Origin of the sequence: Qipengyuania rhodophyticola, assembly GCF_042493225.1 — a bacterium.
Classification (GTDB): domain Bacteria; phylum Pseudomonadota; class Alphaproteobacteria; order Sphingomonadales; family Sphingomonadaceae; genus Erythrobacter.
In genome coordinates this window covers 2,752,024-2,767,377 of the sequence record NZ_CP170454.1, presented here as the reverse complement: position 1 = coordinate 2,767,377, position 15,354 = coordinate 2,752,024, and the positions used below count along the sequence as shown (strand labels likewise).

Annotated in this window: 14 protein-coding genes; 5 read left to right on the top strand and 9 right to left on the bottom strand. The window is 58.0% G+C overall.

Annotated elements, in window-relative coordinates; genetic code table 11:
• Positions 1 to 45 precede the first annotated feature (45 nt).
• The 4 genes from ACFCXQ_RS13285 to ACFCXQ_RS13270 form a co-directional block, all read right to left on the bottom strand.
• A complete protein-coding gene (locus tag ACFCXQ_RS13285; RefSeq protein ID WP_379551359.1) occupies positions 46 to 297 on the bottom strand; it encodes a hypothetical protein in 252 nt (83 codons plus the stop codon).
• A 181-nt stretch (positions 298 to 478) separates the two neighbouring features.
• Entirely contained in the window at positions 479 to 1,729 is a 1,251-nt protein-coding gene (locus ACFCXQ_RS13280; RefSeq protein WP_379551357.1) for an N-succinylarginine dihydrolase, read from the bottom strand.
• Positions 1,726 to 2,742: an arginine N-succinyltransferase gene (locus ACFCXQ_RS13275; RefSeq protein ID WP_379551355.1), complete on the bottom strand. Its 1,017-nt coding sequence runs from the start codon at positions 2,740 to 2,742 to the stop codon at positions 1,726 to 1,728. The genes ACFCXQ_RS13280 and ACFCXQ_RS13275 overlap by 4 nt, the downstream gene beginning before the upstream one ends.
• Entirely contained in the window at positions 2,739 to 3,950 is a 1,212-nt protein-coding gene (locus ACFCXQ_RS13270; RefSeq protein ID WP_379551354.1) for a hydrolase, read from the bottom strand. Before ACFCXQ_RS13270 ends, ACFCXQ_RS13275 begins: the two co-directional genes overlap by 4 nt.
• A gap of 166 nt (positions 3,951 to 4,116) precedes the next feature.
• Here ACFCXQ_RS13270 and ACFCXQ_RS13265 point away from each other — a divergent pair, with 166 nt between their 5' ends.
• Both ACFCXQ_RS13265 and ACFCXQ_RS13260 read left to right on the top strand, forming a co-directional pair.
• Complete coding sequence (locus tag ACFCXQ_RS13265) at positions 4,117 to 6,222, top strand: malate synthase G (RefSeq protein WP_379551352.1); 2,106 nt, start codon at positions 4,117 to 4,119, stop codon at positions 6,220 to 6,222.
• A 79-nt stretch (positions 6,223 to 6,301) separates the two neighbouring features.
• Entirely contained in the window at positions 6,302 to 6,589 is a 288-nt protein-coding gene (locus tag ACFCXQ_RS13260) for a hypothetical protein (RefSeq protein ID WP_379551350.1), read from the top strand.
• 40 nt (positions 6,590 to 6,629) lie between these two features.
• On the opposite strand, the gene ACFCXQ_RS13255 is transcribed toward ACFCXQ_RS13260, so the two are convergent.
• The 5 genes from ACFCXQ_RS13255 to ACFCXQ_RS13235 all read right to left on the bottom strand — a co-directional run bounded on the left by ACFCXQ_RS13255 (position 6,630) and on the right by ACFCXQ_RS13235 (position 13,166).
• On the bottom strand, positions 6,630 to 7,328 hold the full coding sequence (locus ACFCXQ_RS13255) for a hypothetical protein (protein WP_379551349.1): 699 nt from the start codon (positions 7,326 to 7,328) through the stop codon (positions 6,630 to 6,632).
• Positions 7,329 to 7,465: 137 nt separating this feature from the next.
• Complete coding sequence (gene rsmA / locus ACFCXQ_RS13250; RefSeq protein WP_379551347.1) at positions 7,466 to 8,290, bottom strand: 16S rRNA (adenine(1518)-N(6)/adenine(1519)-N(6))-dimethyltransferase RsmA; 825 nt, start codon at positions 8,288 to 8,290, stop codon at positions 7,466 to 7,468.
• Positions 8,283 to 9,320, bottom strand: coding sequence for a 4-hydroxythreonine-4-phosphate dehydrogenase PdxA (pdxA, locus tag ACFCXQ_RS13245; RefSeq protein WP_379551345.1), 1,038 nt, complete (start codon positions 9,318 to 9,320; stop codon positions 8,283 to 8,285). Before pdxA ends, rsmA begins: the two co-directional genes overlap by 8 nt.
• Positions 9,317 to 10,633 (bottom strand): peptidylprolyl isomerase, encoded by a 1,317-nt coding sequence (locus ACFCXQ_RS13240; protein WP_379554666.1) that lies wholly within the window; start codon positions 10,631 to 10,633, stop codon positions 9,317 to 9,319. Before ACFCXQ_RS13240 ends, pdxA begins: the two co-directional genes overlap by 4 nt.
• A gap of 199 nt (positions 10,634 to 10,832) precedes the next feature.
• Entirely contained in the window at positions 10,833 to 13,166 is a 2,334-nt protein-coding gene (locus ACFCXQ_RS13235) for an LPS-assembly protein LptD (RefSeq protein ID WP_379551343.1), read from the bottom strand.
• A 115-nt stretch (positions 13,167 to 13,281) separates the two neighbouring features.
• Between ACFCXQ_RS13235 and ACFCXQ_RS13230 the strand changes: the two genes are divergently transcribed.
• The 3 genes from ACFCXQ_RS13230 to ACFCXQ_RS13220 are packed head-to-tail and all read left to right on the top strand — an operon-like array spanning position 13,282 to position 15,347.
• Complete coding sequence (locus tag ACFCXQ_RS13230; RefSeq protein ID WP_379551341.1) at positions 13,282 to 14,736, top strand: leucyl aminopeptidase; 1,455 nt, start codon at positions 13,282 to 13,284, stop codon at positions 14,734 to 14,736.
• A 17-nt stretch (positions 14,737 to 14,753) separates the two neighbouring features.
• Positions 14,754 to 14,903 carry a DUF2256 domain-containing protein gene (locus ACFCXQ_RS13225; RefSeq protein WP_379551339.1) on the top strand — a complete coding sequence of 50 codons (150 nt, stop codon included), beginning with the start codon at positions 14,754 to 14,756 and terminating at the stop codon, positions 14,901 to 14,903.
• 3 nt (positions 14,904 to 14,906) lie between these two features.
• A complete protein-coding gene (locus ACFCXQ_RS13220) occupies positions 14,907 to 15,347 on the top strand; it encodes a DNA polymerase III subunit chi (RefSeq protein ID WP_379551337.1) in 441 nt (146 codons plus the stop codon).
• The last annotated feature ends 7 nt before the right edge of the window (positions 15,348 to 15,354 follow it).

The following is a 15,354-nucleotide window of genomic DNA, read 5'->3' as shown; positions in this document are numbered from 1 at the left end:
CTATCTAACTAATGCGAGTTAAGTTTCGATCAATCGACGAGTCTCTCAGCCCTCGGTCTCGGCAGCCGCCTCCGCTTCTTTCGCCTCGCGCTCATACTTCAGGCAATCGAGGATCTTTGCGCCCGCCAGGAACACCGCGCCGGTGGTAGCGAGGAATAGCAGCCTGCCGCCCCACCCGGGGTATTCGACCAGATATTGCGAGCCGCGTGCCGTCGCCCCCAAAGCCAGCGCAAAAATGATCAAATACGCCTCAAAACGCGTCTTAATCACAAAAAGTCGGCCTAGCTTGCGCAGCACGCGCGTCTCCTAAAGTATTAACCTGCGACACTGCAACCGCCGTGCCAAGCGCACATTTCTGCGGATTACGTTGGTTAATCTAAAAGTGAATGTAAACAGGTCCGACACGTTGGTCCAGCACGTTAACCTTGGAATGTGGATGGACCTGCGCGGTGTATCTCAACGAGGCAAGCTTCCTAAATTACAGTAATTCGTCGAGCGCAAGTACGCCGAGCAAGGCCTCACGTGCTTCGATTACTTGTTTGGCAAGCGTCTCATTGCCAATATCTGATGGATCAATTTGCTCGGGCCAGGTCTCTGCGATGACCGCTTCAATTCGGTCAGCCTTGGCCTCACTCAGCAGGTAGCGAGGATCAACCGTTGCTGGGTCCGCAACCACGCGCAAACGCAGGCAGGCAGGGCCGCCGCCATTGGCCATGCTCTGGCGCACGTCGACGGGTATGACTTCACGGATGGGGCCATTAGAGGCCATCATCTGCTCGCACCATCTCCACACAGGCTCGCTGTCGCGGCATTCGGTCGGCACGACCAGCGCCATCTCACACGATGGCAAAGTGAGCAGCTGCGCGTTGAATAAGTATGTGCGGATTGCCTCTGCGAGACTTACCGCGCTTTCGGGCACTTCGACCACCTCAAGCGCGGGGAAGGCGGCGCGGATCGCGTCATAAGCGCCCGCTTGATCTGCGAAGGCGCGCTCATGGGTGAACAGCACGCGCTCATTCGCGACCGACACAACATCATTGTGGAACGCGCCGGCCGCGATGGCTTCGGGGTTCTGCTCAATGAAGACGCAAGCCTCGGGATCGAGCCCGTGCCTGCGCGCTATGGCGCGGCTGGCCTGTTCGTGCTGGCGCGCTGGGAATTTGCCGCCTTGCTTGCCGTAGACGAACACTTCGACGCCCGCGCTGCCATGTCCTTCGCAAAAGCGCATATGGTTGGCTGCACCCTCATCGCCAAAGCTCGGCGGCACTGCTCCATGCACCGCGAAATGATCGGTGTTTGCGAAGGCGATATCGAGCTGACGTTTGGTATCTGGCCATTCCTGCGCCCGGTGAACCATGGTGACCAGGTTGGCGGCTGATAAGTGGCAGCGGCCATCGGCGGTATCGGGGGCAGGGCTGACCGTAGCGGCATTGGCGGTCCACATGCTGGAGGCGGACCACGCGGCGGCGAGCAACGCCCGGTCGGTATCTGGATTGGCCGCCAGATCACCGAGAAGCTGAGCATTGGGACGTGGCACCGGAAGGAAAAATCCTTGAGCAAGGCCGCGCGCCATATTGCTGCGCATCTTCGCCACCCCCTGAAGCGCGGCCGCTCGAGGATAGGATGGGTCGCCTTTGTGACTGGCGCTGGCTATGTTGCCTAGGCTCAGCCCCGCGTAATTGTGGCTGGGCCCAACAATCCCATCAAAATTGATCTCAACCAAGCTCATCGCGATACCACTGCGACCGGGTCACCAACAGTTACTTCCAGCGTCAATGCAGCGGCCTCATCGACACCTATCGAGCCATCATCGCTCACCTCGACCTCTGCATACGCACATCGGAAATCGCTAAGCGCGCCAGTCGAAACCAGCGAGGGTACACCGTTTTCGAGGCTTGTCGAAGACAGTGATCCTGACACGGAGCCGGCAACGCTTTTCACCCGGTCAGTGCGCGCAATCATAGTCGGTCCGCCATCAAAAATGTCGACATAGCCTTCATATGCAAAACCCTCTTTCTCCAGCATGCGCATCGCCGCGCGGCCAGTGGGGTGAGGCAGACCTATCACTTTCTTGGCTTCCTCTCCGAGCATATCGACATAGATCGGATGCTTGGGCATCAAATCAGCAATAAAGCGATTGCCATTCAATGAGTTGTAATTGTCCGCCTGCTCGAACGACATGCCGAAAAACCGTCCCGCAACATTGTCCCAGAAGGGCGATCCGCCCCTGTCATCGATAATCCCCCGCAGCTCGGCGATCACGCGCTCGGCAAAGCGTGCACGATGCGATGCAATGAACAGATACCGGCTGCGCGCGAGGAGCAGGCCAAGCCCGCCCGCCCGCTCATTGGGGTGAAGGAACAGCCCGCCAACTTCGCTGCACCCTTCCAGATCCGTCACCAGATTGAGCATTTCGGCGCGCACCGTCCGGTCTAGTTCCTGCGAGTACTGAGTCAGCGTGTTGAGCCGGTAGGAGTAGAACGGCCACTGCTGCCCAACTTGTGTCATCAGTTGGCACGTGCCGCGCACTGCGCCGGTCTCAGTATTTTCGAGCACCAGCACGAAAGTCTCATCAGCCAGCTCATCGCCCGTATTGGCAAAGGCCTCTGACGATGTCGCAAGCTTGCCAGCCAGTGCATCGCGGTCAGCGGGCAGGTTTGTGAACCCGCCTCCGGTCAGCTTGGCCATTTCATACAGCGCTTCAAGATCGTCAGGGCGCGAGGCGCGGATGCGAAAGCTCAAAGATGATCTCCTGATGCCAGTCGTTCGAGCACAAGTGCAGATAATGCGGCGCGCTCTACGAGAGAGGGCACAATCATAAACTCGTCTGGCGAGTGGATTGACCCGCCGCGGACGCCCATCGTGTCGACCACTGGGACGCCGCAGGCTGCGATATTGTTGCCATCGCAGACACCGCCAGTTGATTGCCACTTGATGGTTTGACCCAGCTCACTGCCGCATTCCTTGACGAGATCGAACAGCTTTTGCGCGGTTTCATCAACCGGCTTGGGCGGGCGCGTCACTCCGCCATGGCGGTGGATACGGACACCATGTTTCACTCTGATCGCATCGAGAACGGCATCGAGCTGTCCGTCAAACCGGTTCATCGCATCGGTTGACTTGGGGCGAATGTTGAACCGCAGGATTGCCAAATCCGGCACGACATTGTTTGCCGCACCTCCTTCAATTTTGGCCGGATTGATCGTGATATCGTCTGCGGCGAGATCAGTGATCTGCAACACCAGATCGCTGGCCGCCACAATGGCGTTGCGCCCATCATGCGGGTTACGTCCGGCATGGGCGGAAAGGCCATGGATCGTGATCGAATAATTGCCCGTACCGCCGCGAGCATGCGCCAACGTGCCGTCGGGCAGGGCAGAGGGCTCGTAAGTGAGGGCCGCGTATTTGTCGCGGGCCAGCTCCTCAATCAGGGCGCGCGAGGCGAGGCTACCCGTTTCCTCATCGGAATTGATCATCACGTCATAGCCAATGCGGCCGGCATTGCTGGTCTGCTCGAATGCGGTAAGCGCATGAAGGATCACGCAGAGCCCGCCTTTCATATCCGCTGTACCTGGGCCATTGATCACTTCATCATCGAGCCATTTCAGCTCCTGAAACGGATGATCGGCAGGAAAAACGGTGTCCATATGGCCAGTAAAGACGAGCCGTCGCTCCGCCTCTGGCCGCACGCGCAGGACGATATGCTTGCCATGTGGTTTCTCGAACTCCTCGCCATCTTCGCTGATCGCAGTGACAGTCGCCGGTTCGCGCAGCTCCAGGTCTCCGGGCAATGCGGCAAAGGCGCTGGCCAGCTTTTCTGCGACCTGCGCAAGGCCGCCGAGATTGCCCGTGCCGCTGTTGATCGCGGCCCAATCCTTGACCTGCGTGAGCATGGTATCGCCATCTACGCGGCCGAGTACATGTGCTGCATTTCTCGTGTTCGCATTCATCGGACGCAGTCCTTACCCAGACGCTTGCCTAAGTCCACCCCGCGCGCGAACAGAGCCCGCTTGCAAAGCGCAGCGCAGCCCGCCATATCGCTGCGAATTCCTCCCCGGATTCGTGTATTTGTCTGTCGTCGGCCTGCCGGTGACCCCTAGTTCCTATGAGGATATCATGAGCAATTTTGTGACGCGCGCAGGTTTTGACATTGACAGCGCTCTGGCGGCTTTTCTGGAGAGAGAAGTGCTGGGGCCCTTGGGCCGCGATATAGATGCTTTCTGGGGTGGTTTTGGTAAGCTCTTGGCCGATTTTGCTCCGCGCAATGCAGCGCTGCTTGCCAAACGTGAAGACCTTCAGGCTCAGATTGACGCATGGCACACAGAACGCGCCCAAAGCGGGAAAAGCCAGCCGCATGACGGGGCCGCTTACAAGACGTTCTTGCAAGAGATTGGCTATCTTGTGCCTGAGCCCGGTGACTTCCAAATTGGCACGCAAAATGTTGACGCCGAAATCGCAACCATGGCCGGGCCTCAGCTGGTTGTGCCGATCCTCAACGCACGCTTCCTGCTCAATGCAGCCAATGCGCGTTGGGGCAGCCTCTATGACGCATTCTACGGCACTGATGTGCTCGATGCCCCTGCGGCCAAACCCGGCGGCTATGACAAGGCGCGCGGAGATGCAGTGATCGCCAAGGGGCGGCGCTTTTTGGATGTCGCGCTGCCTCTTGTCGACCAAAGCTGGGCTGATCTGGCAGATGAGAATGACGGCAAATTGCAGGATGAGAGCCAATATGTCGGCAAGACGGAAAAAGGCTTATTGTTCAAAAACAATGGTCTGCATATCGAGGTCGTATTCGATCGCGAAAGCCCCATCGGCAAGGATGACAAGGCAGGCATTGCTGACATTATCTGCGAAAGCGCGCTGACTACGATTGCGGATTGCGAGGATTCGGTTGCGGCTGTCGATGCCGAGGATAAGCTGCTGGCCTACACCAATTGGTTGGGCGTAATCCGCGGTGATCTGGAGGAGAGCTTCGAGAAGGGCGGCAAGACGCTGACCCGCAAGCTCGCTGCGGACAAACGGTTCGACAACCCTTTCGGTGGCGGTTCATTGCCCGGCCGCAGTCTGATGTTCGTGCGCAACGTGGGCCATCTGATGACCAATCCGGCGATCCGGCTGGCGGGTGGCGGTGAAGTGCCCGAGGGCATTATGGACGCGGTCTTCACCAGCGCAATTAGCGCGCTCGATGTCGAGGGACACGCCAAGTACGGCAACTCGAAACACGGTTCGATCTACATCGTAAAGCCCAAGATGCATGGGCCGGAGGAATGCGCCTTCACCAATGATCTGTTTGACGCGGTTGAGGATTTGCTTGGCCTGGCGCGCCATACAATCAAGGTCGGCGTGATGGACGAAGAACGCCGTACCAGCGCGAACCTTGGTGCGTGTATCGAGGCGGTGAAGGACCGGATCGTTTTCATCAACACCGGCTTCCTCGACCGGACAGGAGACGAGATCCACACCTCGATGCAGGCTGGCCCGATGGCCCGCAAGGCAGAGATGAAGACCAGCACTTGGTTGCAAGCTTATGAGGCGCGCAACGTAGGCATAGGCCTGAAACATGGCCTCTCGGGTAAGGCGCAGATCGGTAAGGGCATGTGGGCCGCGCCTGATCTCATGGGGCAAATGATGGTCGAGAAGATCGGCCATTTGCGTGCCGGAGCGAACACTGCATGGGTGCCATCGCCAACTGCGGCGACGCTGCATGCGCTGCATTACCACGCGGAAAATGTGTTCGAGGTTCAGAAGAGCCTCGGCGATATTCCGTCGGTGGACGAGCTGCTGGAGATACCGCTCGCGGCGGGCACAAATTGGTCGGAAGACGAGCTGCGCGAAGAGCTCGATAATAATTGCCAAGGCTTGCTTGGCTATGTCGTGCGCTGGATTGACGCGGGCGTGGGCTGCTCCAAAGTGCCGGACATCAACGACGTTGGCCTTATGGAAGACCGCGCGACCCTGCGCATCTCGTCACAGCATCTCGCCAATTGGCTGCATCACGAGGTTGTGACACGCGACATGGTGATGGACAGCCTCACGCGAATGGCGGCCAAGGTCGACGCGCAAAACGCAGCCGATCCGACTTACGTGCCGCTAACCGGTAATGAGGATGGCGCTGCCTTCAGCGCGGCCAAGGATCTGATTTTCAAAGGCGTGGAACAGCCGAGTGGTTATACTGAGCCGCTGCTGCATGCTTGGCGGCTGAGGAAAAAGGCGGGGTAGTCTGGTTCTGGCGGTGAAAGCGGACGCCTTGTTTACGCACCCGCCTTGTCTATTCTTGGATCGGAAAAGCGAGGTGCTGATGTTTGGAATAGGCAGACGGTCAGAGACAACAAAGCTGGAGCTGGAGAGGGATCAGGCTTTAGTGCTTTTTGAGCTGCTGTCTCGCTGGATTGACGATCACCCCCAGCCCACTCCGTCTGCTGACTGCTTCCAAAGCCCAGCCGAATTGGTTGTCCTGAGTCAAATTGATGAAAAACTGAAGGCAACGCTCAGTGAACCATTTCGGACCGACTACTTTGAAATACTTAAAGCGGCCCGTGAAAGGCTTTCAAATGAGTTTGTTGTTGGGGAGACACTGAACGACTAAGGTCGTAACCGGGGTCGAAAGCGAACATTGCTTTCGAGCACTATTGCTCAAACGGAATAATACCTTTGGAAGTCAGCAACTCGCGTTGTTCATCTGCGTAGCGGTGAGCGAAGGCTTCTCGTTCTGCCTTCGGTCTTGAAAAATAGGCCTGCTCCAGTCGCTCCCAATCTTCACCATTGGAAGCTGGCTCTTCAACTTTCGAGAGCCAGTCAAACCAGTGGCCAACTTCGTGTAACAGGGTTCTATAAAGTTGGGTGTTCCGGGCCGAGAGCGTGCTTACTGTGATGTTGAACCTTCGTCCCGATCTTTGCACTTGATGTCCGTCCTCAATCAACCTCTCCAATTCCTTGGTGTCATCGGGGTCAAGGGATGTACTCCATTTGATGGTCTTTTCGGGTTCAATTGCGTCTAGGAAGATTGCCGGTCCACTCGCCAACCCCTGCCCTTTCGTCGTTGTGACTTCAGAAAAATAGAGAAGTCTTCCCCAAACCGGAGAAAGAATTAACTGTTTGCGCGTGGGTTGTCTGAACACAATCGTATCCAATCCAGCCCAGTCACTTTGTGGGAGCGCCTTAAGCATCCAAACCACGTCTTGAATGCTGCAAGGATGCACACACCCAAGTGCATTTCGTTCAACGATGAAGCGGACACTTCGACTAGCGATCACATGATCTTCGATTTTGCAATCACCAATGCTATCAAGCCAGTAACGACCATCTGTCCGTTCAGGGATGACCAAAGAATTGTCTTGGCCATGTCCCTGCTTTGACGTTCCGATGTTGCGGTTGCGGCGCGTGGGATTACGATGCGATTGCATAACCAAGTTATGGCATGAAACTATTGGCGCGCAAATGTCCGCCATTGGGTCGTGAGCAGTCATCTGGTCAACACCCGTGCTAGCCTTACAAACTCCTCAACGCTAACCGTTTCTGCACGGCGGGTCGGGTCAATCCCAACCTTGTCCAGCGCGTCGAGCGCGCCGGGCACGCCTTTAAGGCTCTGGCGCAGCATCTTGCGGCGCTGGCCGAATGCTGCCTCGGTCAGCCGTTCTAGCATACGAGCGGAAACGCCCTCGGGTGCATCGCGCGGCGTCACATGGACGATTGCGCTCATGACTTTGGGGGGAGGGGTGAAGGCGCTCCGATGGACTTTCATGGCGAGGGCGGCATCCCCGCGCCACTGCGCGAGCACAGCGAGCCGACCATAGGCACCGCCGCCAGGCTTGGCGACGATCCGCTGGGCAACCTCTTGCTGAAACATCAGCGTTAGAGAGCGCCAGTGCCGCGGCCAGCTTTCACCGCCTAGCCACTTCACAAATAATGCAGTGCCGACATTATACGGCAGGTTGGAAGCAATGTGGAACGGCTCGCCATTCATCAGCTCTCCATGATCGAGCTTCATCGCATCGCCTTCGATCACGGTAAGCTGACCGGGAAAGGCTTCGGACAATTCTGCAAGCGCTGGCAGGCAGCGCTTATCCATTTCAATCGCGGTGACATTTGCGCCCGCGCGCAGCAACGCTCGGGTCAGACCGCCAGGACCTGGGCCGATTTCCAGTACATTCTGATCTGCCAAATCGCCGGGTATCGCGGCAATGCGGTCTAGCAAATGCTCGTCGAGGAGGAAGTTCTGCCCCAACGCCTTGGACGCGGTAAGGCCGTGCCGCGCAATCACATCTCGTAGAGGCGGTAGATCAGGCATTGTTGGCTGCAGCTTGGCCGCGTGCCGTGACACATTCGCCCGCCATGCGGATAGCGGCAATCATCGCTCCTGCATCGGCCATGCCTTTGCCCGCAATGTCGAAAGCCGTGCCATGATCTGGCGAAGTGCGGATGATCGGCAAGCCAAGCGTTACATTGACGCCCTCGTCGACTTCCAACGCCTTTAAGGGGATCAGCGCCTGATCGTGATACATGGCGAGCGCTACGTCATAGGTCTTGCGCGCACGCGGTGTGAACAGCGCGTCTCCGGGCACCGGGCCAGTCACGTCAAGGCCTTGCTCTTGCAAGACCGCAATTGCTGGCTCGATTATGTCAGCTTCCTCGCGGCCGAATTTGCCATCTTCGCCCGCATGGGGGTTGAGGCCAGCAATGGCGAGGCGAGGGCGCACAAGCCCAAAATCCTGCACCAGCGCCTCGGCGACGATACGGGCCTTATGACTGATCAAATCAGTCGAGAGCAGCGCAGGCACTTCGGCCAGAGCGCAGTGCACGGTGAGCGGGACAGCCCGCAGAGATGGCCCTGCCAGCATCATCACCGCATCTTCAGGCGCCATTCCGCAAGCAGCGGCCAGAAATTCGGTTTGGCCGGGATATTCAAAGCCCACGGTGACCAATTGCGCCTTGCTAACTGGCGCGGTCACGAGGGCAGATGCCTCCCCGAGCAGCGCAAAACGCGTTGCCTCGGCGAGTGAGTAAAGCGCCAAGGCGGCGCCTTGTTCGCTGGGTTCACCCGGACAGTATAGGCTGTCGTCGAAGGGCATGACTGGCAGCCCCCGGGTGAATGCTTCGGCTGCTTCTGACGGGTCGTTAATCGGGATGACTGGACAAGCCACGCCCCGCTGAGCGGCGGCATCGCGCAATATCTGTTCGCCGCCGACCACAAAGAACGGCGGCAGAGCCTCCACAGTTCTGCGCGAATAAGCGAGCGCGATAATCTCTGGGCCGATCCCGGCAGGATCACCCAAGGAGAGCGCTAGCGGGCCACCAGATAAGGTTTGGGTGGCGCTCAATTATACTCGATATATGCGTCATTGCGCAGATCGCGGAGATAGCGCTGAGCCCGTTTATTGACCCGCTCATCCTCGATCTGAGCCATCATCTGATCGAAGTTGGGGCCTTCAGACGACTCCGGATCATCGCGGCCGCACAGCATCAGGACGCGCACACCATCTTCAACCGATCCGAACGGCGGAGTGCTTTGCCCAACTTGCAGGTTGATGATGGAAGATTGCAGCTGCTCTGGCAGCGAGCGCACACGGATTTGATCATTGGTCACGACCGTCGCGCCAAGCTGCGCTGCTGCTGCATCAGCAGCGCCGCAGCCGGCAATGGCCGCTACGCCCTGCTGGAAGGCTTGCACGCGAGCAGTCACTTCCTGCTCGCTTGTGCCCGGCTCAAACCCGATGGATATCTGCTTTAGCGATAGCACTGCATCGCGCGGGTCAGCGGTCAGAACCTGGCGTTTATCAATCAGATACACGATCCAATAGCCGCCGGGGATTTGCACCGGACCCACCAATTGTCCAGGCTGCATCTCGCTAACAATGCTCTCCAGCTGTGGTGAGCGCAATTGGGGAAGACGGATCCAGCCCAAATCACCGCCGACCGCCGCCGTTGTGGCTTGAGAGAACTGCCGCGCATAAGCCACAAAGCTCGCGCCTTGTTGAAGCTGCTCAACGATCTGCCGACCATTTTGTTCAACCTGGGCTGCGCTTTGCGGTGTCGACTCCAGGAAGATCTCGCCGACGCGATATTCCTCGGTGCCGCGTGATTCCTCTAGCCGCTTGATAACTTCAGTGACTTCTTCTTCAGCGACATTGACGAAGGGTTGAACATTGCGGCGCAGCAAACGCTGCCATGCTAGCTCACCTTCAATCTGACGCTTGAGTGATACTGGCGATGATCCGATCGAGATCAGATAATCATCCATGGCCTCAAGATCTTGGCCAAAGTTTTGCGATGCAACACGCGCATAGGTGTTGTTTACCTCGGCCTGAGGCACTTCGATTTCCTGCGCCTTGGCCTCTTGGATTTGCAGCGTTTCATCAATCAGATTGCGCAAGACCTGCATGCGCACCCGCTGAAGCTCAGCCTCGGGAAGCTCACTCCCACTCGCATTCGTCAAAAGAGCTACGCGTTGTGCCACGTCGGTGCCGGTGATCACTTGACCATTGACCACGGCGGTAGCCTTGCGAACATTGGGGTCTGCCTGACCCAGCAACGTCACCGTATCGGGAAGGCCGAGCGGGTTCGCCGCAGAAGGCGCAGCCGCTTGCTGGCCAAACGCCGCTGTTGTTGTCGCCACAACGCCTGCACCAGCCATAGAAAGGCCAATCAGAGATGGAAGAAGCGCTTTTCGGATCACAGAAATCTCATCAATTGCGGCACACATACGGTGCCCGGTTACACTTGGCCCTATGTCAAAGACATGCTGAACCCAAGCTGATTATCGCACTTGGTTAATAGCCAGATTCACATGGTCTGCCAACGCAGGAGTGCGATCCTTCAACGCCTATCTGAGACTATCGGAAACCCAAATTGCGGATGGTGAAGTTCAATTGGAAGGTGTTGCCGCGCTGGGCATCGCCTGACGTTACGAAATCGCGGCGCCAAGTCAGGCCCATTTCAAGGCAATCATCGCGGTAAGCAATCCCCAGACGTGTGCGGATTGGCTCGAAACCATCAGAGCTGAAGGTGGGATCTTCTTCAAAGTCAGTTAGGTTGAAAACCCCGCTGCCGAAGATCGACCAATAGTCGGCGAAAGCCACACGGGCGGCCACCCGCAGCTCTTCCCGGTCCTGAAGATCTTCTACCAAGGTAATGTCGCGATTGAGGCGCAGATAGCCTATTTCCGCATAGGTCCGATTGGTGCCGAAAGTCGCATCAATCTCATTGCGACGTACGGCCAGATTGTCCTTATCTAGCCGGAAACGGTGTGTGAATTTGACCAAATCCTTGAACCGCACCTCAGTGCGTCCGGCAACGTCTGAAATGCGCTCAGACAGTCCAGTGCCATCCGGAAAGATCAGCGGGTCTTTTTCAACCCGGTAGCTTTGCCCGACATTGCTGCGCAGCTCCCAATTGGGCCGCCGCAATTTCCAGTCAAAACCGTAAGTGAGCCGGATGCCGTCCTCGACCCGGTCATAACCAGGGAAGCGATTAAGTGCGAAGAGATTGGAGTCTTCCAAATCAATCGCGCGGGCATCCTCATTAGGCACAGCGAGATTGCGAAAACGCGGTGCTACGACCAGCTGAACGCGCGGCGTGAGCGTCTGCTCACCGCCAAGAAATTCGCCCACAAATGGCCAACTTATATCGACCGCACCCAAGGCGACTCCACGGAATTGCCATCCCGGATTGCCGCGATACACCGCTGTCGCGGTAAGATTGTTCTCATCGGAATGATACACATCGCCGCGCACTAGGCCCGTAAATTGGACTGTTTGCCCAAGCGGTGTGAGCTTGCGCATGTCCCACCGTGCACGGGCGAATGCGCGCTGCGTGTCCTGCCCAACATCGCGGAAAATCGCGAGGCTATTGGCCTGCAATTCAAGCTGGCCGCCCAGCACAGGATCGGTCAGGCGCTTGCGATAATCGATCGCAGGCAGGGCAATGGGCACTTGGCCTTGTTCGTCATTCAAGCGCAGCGTTTGCGTCGCCCAACCAGCGATCGAAAGGTAAGAGCTCTCGTCAATCCGCTCCAGATCGATTGTCGAACGCAGCCGGTCATCACGGCTGATGTCATACCGGCGCAGGAATGTGCGGTCGCTCGCGACGCGGGCAGAGCCGGTCAGACTCCAATTCTCATCGAACTGAAACTTGCCATTGGCAAAGATGTAGCCGCGCGGATCGCTCTCGCTGGTAGGCACACCCGTGAAGTCAGAAATTCTGCGGCTTTGCGTAGCATAGCCAGTGATCTGATAAGCGCCATTACTGGTGAGCTCGCGATATTGCGCGCTCAGCATGGGTGGGGCTTCGGTGAAGAGAAATGCTGTCGCGGTGAGATCGCGATTGTCGGCAAGCCGGTAAAAATAGCTACCGGACACCTCAACGCCGTTGCTTTCTGAAATGCGTAGATCGGGGACAAGAAAGCCGCTGACCGCGCCGCCATCTGTCCGCACGGCAAGGCCGGGCAAGGGTAGTACGCGTGCGCCAAACAATTCCAGAACCGCGCCGTCAAAACGGATACGGCTGTCTTCGGGGTCATAAATGACGCGCTTGGCCGTGATGCGCCAGCTTGGGTCGCGATCGCATCCATCAGGAGTTGTTACCGCGCAGCCCGAATAGGCCGCCTGACTAAGTGCGATCGAGCCATCGTCACTGCGCTCGCCCGAGCGCGCGGCGAGCCGTCCGCCTTGACGCAGTGCGAGCAGCAGGTCATCCATCGATCCTGCTTCAAACTCGTCTGTGAGCACGAGGTTCTCGGAAAACAGCTGATTCCCGTTCTCATCAACGAAGCGGACATTGCCTCTTGCGATGATCTCACCGCTTGGACGGGACCAGCTAACCTCATTAGCCCTTAAGGAACGGTCGCCGCTTCGTAGGAGGACATTGCCGGACGCGGTCACTGTGTCGCTGGGCGAATCGTAGCTTAGAATGTCGGCTTCAAAATCAATCTGCCCATCCGTCAGGATCGTTGCGCCGGTCGCCGATTTTTCAGTAGTCTCTGCTGTTTGCCCATCCTGCGCGGCGCCTTCATCGAGGCTGGCAATAAGTACAGGCACCTGAGCAGAAGAAGAGCTTTCTTGCGCGGTGAGCGCACCGGGCACCAAGGCTGACGCGATCAGGCACGTTGAAAGGGCCCATCTGGCGCGGGATCGCAAATGCAATATAGCTATCTTCCCCGCCTCATCCATGGCTTGCCTATCGCACCACCCACGCCTAATCGCAATCACCATTGCAACCGATTGCTACCCTGATGCGTTCAGGTGACACACTCGGCGATTTAGGCGCTATATTTTCGGAGTTTTCATGCAGATCCACTTTAGCTCAACTATCCCCGCAAACGCTCAATGCGTGGTGCATGTCGTCAATCAAGGCGGCTTGCCAGCTGATCTTGAGGCGAGTCTCAGTGATGGCGCAGCGGCGGCGCGTTTCAAGGCCGGAGCAGGCCAGCATTTTGAAGGCTTTGTTGAGCGTGATGGCGCGGTCGTCCGTGTTGCTCTGGTGGGGGCGGGTGAGGCTGGCGCGGATAGCCGGGCCCATAATCTGGAGCGAGCAGGGGCTGCTGTCGCTACGAAATATCAGGCATCGGGCGTTGAGCATATTGCTATTCATGGTGATGGCTTATCGGCGGATGAGTGCGCCAGTGTCCTCATCGGCCTTCGTCTGCGCAATTGGCGCTGGGACACTTATCGCACCACCATGAAGGACGACAAGAAGATCACTCTGGTTGAGGCCACTGTGGTCGGCGCGGCGGATGGCGCTGAGGCGGTTTGGGCTGAGGCATCGGGCGTGCTAGACGGCGTCGAGTTCACGCGCGAGCTTGTTACAGAGCCTGCAAATATCATTTATCCTCAGAGTTTTGTGGATCGTTGTGTCAAGCGTTTCGAGGGTACGGGCGTTGAGATATCAGTCCTGGACGAAGCGGAAATGACCAAGCTTGGCATGGGCGCATTGCTCGGCGTTGGCCAAGGCTCACGCCGCGACTCGCGTATTCTTGCGATCCGCTGGAACGGCGGCGAGGCTGGCGATGCACCGCTGGCGTTTGTGGGCAAAGGGGTGACCTTTGACACTGGCGGTATCTCGCTGAAACCTGGGCCTGGCATGGGCGATATGAAATTCGACATGGGCGGCGCTGGCGCAGTTGCTGGCGCGATGCTGGCCCTCGCAAAGCGCAAGGCCAAGGCGAATGTAGTAGGGGTCATGGGCCTCGTTGAGAATATGCCCGATGGCAATGCGCAGCGTCCCGGCGATGTGGTCACATCCATGTCCGGTCAGACAATTGAAATCCTCAATACTGATGCTGAGGGACGGCTGGTGCTGTGCGATGCGCTGCACTGGACTCAGGAAGAGTTTAAGCCCGCACGCATTGTCGATTTCGCTACGTTGACCGGCGCGATTATCATATCGCTTGGGCATGAGCATGGCGGCCTTTTCGCCAATGACGATGCGCTGGCGGATGATCTGCTTGGCGCTGGGAAGGCCAGCGGGGACAAGATGTGGCGGCTGCCACTTGGCCCAGCCTACGACAAGCTGATCGATAGCCCGATCGCGGACATGCAGAATATTGGCGGCAAGGGCGCTGGCTCAATCACGGCTGCGCAATTCCTTGAGCGGTTCATCAAGAAGGGCACGCCTTGGGCGCATTGCGACATTGCTGGCATGGTCTGGGCGGACAAGCCTGGCGCGACTTGGGGCAAGGGCGCGACGGGCTTTGGCGTGCGGCTGATGGATCAATTGGTGCGCGATACGCTGGAGAGCTGAGTTAGGCGTTCAGTCCGATGCCCAAGATGCGTAAGAAAGGTGACTTGCCGTCAAAGACGTGTTTGGCCTGCGGTTTACCCTTCAATTGGCGCAAGAAGTGGGCGCGCGACTGGGACAATGTGCTCTATTGCTCAGAGCGATGTAAGCGGAATAAACAAGGTTCCTGACCGATGCGCGTCGACTTTTATCAGCTGAGCCGCGATCCGGTAGACCAAGTGGTCGCCTTGCTCGCGCGCAAAGTGCTCGGTGCAGGTGCGAAACTACTGGTCGTATCCGGCGATCTTGCTGCGCATGAGGCAATCTCAAAAACGCTTTGGGCACAGGATGGTTCGGCCTTCCTCGCGCATGGCCCCGCAGGAGGACCGCATGATGCGCGCCAGCCTATTCTGCTCAGCGATAGCTGCTCAGCGGCGAATGGTGCGACCATGGCGATCCTCGCGGACGGGAAATGGCGCGAAGACGCTGCGCAATTTGAGCGGGTGTTGCTACTGTTCGGGCCGGAAGATACTGCGGCGGCGCGCGATCTGTGGCGCACCATGAGCGGGGACGACACGCGCGATCTCCATATCTTCAAACAGACGCCGGACGGCGCTTGGCGGGAGGGGCGCTGAGCGATAG

What these genes read in the sequence shown, in the direction of transcription:
- ACFCXQ_RS13260 (WP_379551350.1), top strand. Translation starts at nt 6,302, where the DNA reads ATGTTTGGAATAGGCAGACGGTCAGAGACAACAAAGCTGGAGCTGGAG.
- ACFCXQ_RS13220 (WP_379551337.1), top strand. Translation starts at nt 14,907, where the DNA reads ATGCGCGTCGACTTTTATCAGCTGAGCCGCGATCCGGTAGACCAAGTG.
- ACFCXQ_RS13225 (WP_379551339.1), top strand. Translation starts at nt 14,754, where the DNA reads ATGCCCAAGATGCGTAAGAAAGGTGACTTGCCGTCAAAGACGTGTTTG.
- ACFCXQ_RS13280 (WP_379551357.1), bottom strand. Translation starts at nt 1,729, where the DNA reads ATGAGCTTGGTTGAGATCAATTTTGATGGGATTGTTGGGCCCAGCCAC.
- ACFCXQ_RS13270 (WP_379551354.1), bottom strand. Translation starts at nt 3,950, where the DNA reads ATGAATGCGAACACGAGAAATGCAGCACATGTACTCGGCCGCGTAGAT.
- ACFCXQ_RS13265 (WP_379551352.1), top strand. Translation starts at nt 4,117, where the DNA reads ATGAGCAATTTTGTGACGCGCGCAGGTTTTGACATTGACAGCGCTCTG.
- rsmA (WP_379551347.1), bottom strand. Translation starts at nt 8,290, where the DNA reads ATGCCTGATCTACCGCCTCTACGAGATGTGATTGCGCGGCACGGCCTT.
- ACFCXQ_RS13240 (WP_379554666.1), bottom strand. Translation starts at nt 10,633, where the DNA reads ATGGCTGGTGCAGGCGTTGTGGCGACAACAACAGCGGCGTTTGGCCAG.
- ACFCXQ_RS13235 (WP_379551343.1), bottom strand. Translation starts at nt 13,166, where the DNA reads ATGGATGAGGCGGGGAAGATAGCTATATTGCATTTGCGATCCCGCGCC.
- ACFCXQ_RS13230 (WP_379551341.1), top strand. Translation starts at nt 13,282, where the DNA reads ATGCAGATCCACTTTAGCTCAACTATCCCCGCAAACGCTCAATGCGTG.